At 40.9% G+C, this 3,615-nt stretch carries 4 protein-coding genes; all 4 read left to right on the top strand.

Annotated features, from left to right (window positions below; translation table 11 throughout):
- The first annotated feature begins 87 nt into the window (after positions 1-87).
- A complete protein-coding gene (gene rsmD, locus N3A72_12405; protein ID MCX7920378.1) occupies positions 88-702 on the top strand; it encodes a 16S rRNA (guanine(966)-N(2))-methyltransferase RsmD in 615 nt (204 codons plus the stop codon).
- A gap of 91 nt (positions 703-793) precedes the next feature.
- Complete coding sequence (coaD, locus tag N3A72_12400; protein MCX7920377.1) at positions 794-1,285, top strand: pantetheine-phosphate adenylyltransferase; 492 nt, start codon at positions 794-796, stop codon at positions 1,283-1,285.
- A gap of 2 nt (positions 1,286-1,287) precedes the next feature.
- A complete protein-coding gene (gene pta, locus N3A72_12395) occupies positions 1,288-2,286 on the top strand; it encodes a phosphate acetyltransferase (protein MCX7920376.1) in 999 nt (332 codons plus the stop codon).
- 65 nt (positions 2,287-2,351) lie between these two features.
- Positions 2,352-3,615, top strand: a 1,264-nt coding sequence (locus N3A72_12390) for a glycosyltransferase family 39 protein (protein ID MCX7920375.1), incomplete at its 3' end; no start/stop codon positions are given.

The raw sequence follows: 3,615 nt of genomic DNA, 5'->3' as shown, positions 1-3,615 counted from the left end.
TGAGGATTTTGAGTAAAATAATTTGGTTTTTTTGAAAAAGTTTCTACACTCATAAACCGTGAGCTGAAGTCCCGTAGAAGAAAATTTGTGCGTATAATCGCTGGAATAGCTAAAAGTCAAAAATTGAAATCTATTCGTGGGCTACGGGTTCGTCCGACCTCTGACCGAGTCAAAGAATCGTTATTCTCTATTCTAGGAAGTAAAATAGTTAATGCGCGGGTTTTAGATCTATTTGCTGGAACAGGGAATTTAGGGTTAGAATCGTTAAGTCGCGGAGCAGCCTTTGCTGTTTTTGTTGATAATGATATTCAAAGTATCAATGTTATCAAACAGAATATCGCTAATTTAGGATTTACGAAATCAACGTTTGTTGTCCATGGGGAATTACCCGCAATACTAAAATACATAAAGAAGAAGTTAGAATTCAGAAGTCAGAAGTTAGCGTTCCGAAATTTGGCATCTGAATCCTGTGATTCGCAAATTGAATTTGATGTGGTATTTCTCGACCCGCCGTATTTGGACGATTTGGAACTTCCAACGATAGAAGCATTGATTGTTCATCGTCTATTAAACTCAAATGCGCTCGTCGTAGTTGAACATCATAAAAAAACCGATATGCCGGTTACAATCCGACATATTCGACGGATTCGGCAGGAGAAATACGGAGATACTATCATTACCTTTTATCAAAATTATACCTAAGGAATAAAAGAACGCAGGAACTTAAGGCTATTCAATAGATAGTTTCGATTAGGTTTAGGTACTTTCGTTCTTCAGTTCCTTATTAAAATGTATGAAACAGATAGCTGTTTATCCAGGAACCTTTGACCCGATAACCAATGCGCATATCGATTTAGTCCAACGCGGACTACGGTTTTACGATAAAATCATACTTGCAGTAGCGCATAATCCGGAGAAATCGCCGCTGTTCACTGTGCAAGAGCGAGTGAAAATGGCGAAAGATGCATTGAAACATCTTCCTGGGGTTATGGTCGAAGATTTTGATGGTTTATTAGTTGAATATTGTTTAAAACGAAACGCGAAAATGATTATTCGCGGACTGAGAGCGGTATCGGATTTCGAATATGAATTCCAAATGGCGTTAATGAACCGGCGGTTAGCGCCGGAAGTAGAAACGATATTTATGATGCCGAACGAAATCTATTCATATCTTTCATCACGGCTAGTGAAAGAAATCGCTCGATTAGGTGGTTCGGTAAAAGGATTAGTTCCCCCGCAGATTGAACTCGAATTACATAAAAAATTTAGAAAGGAGAAAAAATAAGCATGACGTTGATGGAAAAAATCATCAGTAAAGCTCAATCAAATCTAAAAACCATTGTTCTTCCGGAAGCGGAAGACCCGCGGATGGTACAAGCGGCGGCGAAAGTTAAATCCGCAAAAATCGCGAATCTGATTCTCCTTGGTGATGAGACTAAAATCCAGCAGGTGGCAAAGCAGGAAAATGCGGATATTAGCGGATTGCCGATACTAAATCCAGCGAAATCGGATAAGCTGGAGAAATATGCCAATATCTATTACGAATGGCGAAAAGCTAAAGGGATAACGCCTGACCAAGCGAAAAAAATTATGCTCGACCCGTTATTTTACGGCGCAATGATGGTTAATCAAGGTGAAGCGGACGGTTCAGTTGCTGGTGCGGTTAACACCACTGCTAATGTTCTTCGCGCAGGGATACATATTATCAAAACTGCGCCGGGAATAGCGACGGTTTCCAGTTTCTTTATCATGATATTACCGGAGCCTACGTTCGGTGATGAAGGTGTTCTCATTTATGCTGATGCAGGAGTTGTACCTGACCCGACGGCAGAACAGTTAGCGGATATTGCGATTTCAGCAGCGAAAATGAAACAGATGCTGGTCGGTGGTGAACCGCGGGTCGCGATGTTATCCTTCTCAACGTATGGTAGCGCTTCTCATCCTAAAGTAGATAAGGTTAAACGCGCTACTGAACTGGTTAAACAGAAAGCGCCGGATCTGCTCGTAGACGGTGAACTGCAAGCGGATGCTGCGTTAGTTCCGAGTGTAGCTGCGCGGAAATGTCCGAGCAGTAAAGTTGCTGGGAGAGCGAATGTGTTAATTTTCCCGGATTTAGATGCTGGGAATATCTGCTATAAGATAACTGAACGGCTAGCGAAAGCACAAGCGCTTGGACCGCTTCTGCAAGGGCTAGCGAAACCGGCAAACGATTTATCCCGCGGATGTAATGCGAACGATATCGCTAATGTTATTGCGATAACTGCGGTTGAAGCGCAAGGATGCTAACGCAATTTTCTGGTCATTATAAAATGTTAAATTAGCATTGCAAAATTTAAAATTTAAAATGCTAAATGCTAAATTTAAAAGGTATTATAAAGTGGCTTCGCAGTCCGTTATTCTGGATATTAATTCTCGCTGGATTTCTAAGGTTATACCAGCTCGGAACAAATCCGCCGGGATTTTTTCGTGATGAAGCTGCTAAAGGATATAACGCCTATTGCCTCTTGAAAACGGGCAGGGATATTGATAACCGTTCCCTGCCCATTTTTACGCGCGAGTTTACGGTATATAACTCTGCGCTTCCAACCTATCTGGTTATCCCGTCAATAGTTCTTTTCGGATTAACCGAATTCGCTACCCGATTACCCTTTGCAGTAGTCGGGATACTAACCGTTTTCTTGACCTATCTATTGACTAGTCGGGTATATAACCCACGAACCGGATATCTCGCAGCGTTTCTACTTGCCGTATCACCCTGGCATTTATTATTTTCCCGCTGGGCGAATCAGGGGATCTTATTACCGTTATTTATTACCGCTGGGTTATATTGTTGGATTCGGGCATTCGAACCTGATGTTAAACATACCAAACAATGGTTGATTAGTAGTTTAATTATTTTTGCTATCAGTTTATATACCTATGATATTGCCAAAGTATTTATTCCATTGTTTTTAGTAGGATTATTTATTATCTATCGGCAGGAAATCCGGCGAAATAGTCTTTTTTTTCTGCTCGGGTTATGTTGTTTTCTGATACTGATACTACCACAGGTTTGGTTTAGTTTAACTGCGCCAGAGTTAACGCAAGAGCGGTTTAACCGCATATCAATTTTCGCATTATCAAATTCACCTTCGGCGATATTCAACCTATTTATCAAAAATTATGTAACGCATTTCTCGCCGAACTTTTTATTTATTTCCGGGGATAGTAATTTACGACATAGCGTTTTCGGGCTAGGGCAACTCTATCTATTTGAAATTCCCTTTTTACTCTATGGAATCTATATATTATTTCGGCAGAGAACAAAATTCGAACAATTATTAATTTGGTGGGTTGTACTTTTTCCGGTTCCGGCGAGTTTGACGTATGAAGGAATCCCGCACGCGTTACGAACCATTTGTGCAATCCCGGTATTTTCGATTATCACTGCACACGCAATAGATACACTATTACAGCGTGTTCCGGTATATGCAGCGAAATCGTTCTCATATCGCGGTATGCGCGTGCTCATAATGACACTTATAATTGCGAATATCAGTTTTTTTATTTTTAATTTATTCTTTTTCTACCCGCAATATTCTGCACCGGTATGGCAATACGGCTGGCGGGATGCAG

Source organism: bacterium (assembly GCA_026416715.1).
Taxonomy (GTDB): Bacteria; UBP4; UBA4092; order JAOAEQ01; family JAOAEQ01; genus JAOAEQ01.
Note: the sequence above shows the minus strand (reverse complement) of the source record. Positions and strands in the feature narration are given on the sequence as shown.

Coding starts and splice junctions, on each gene's coding strand:
- coaD (MCX7920377.1), top strand. CDS start 794: ATGAAACAGATAGCTGTTTATCCAGGAACCTTTGACCCGATAACCAAT.
- pta (MCX7920376.1), top strand. CDS start 1,288: ATGACGTTGATGGAAAAAATCATCAGTAAAGCTCAATCAAATCTAAAA.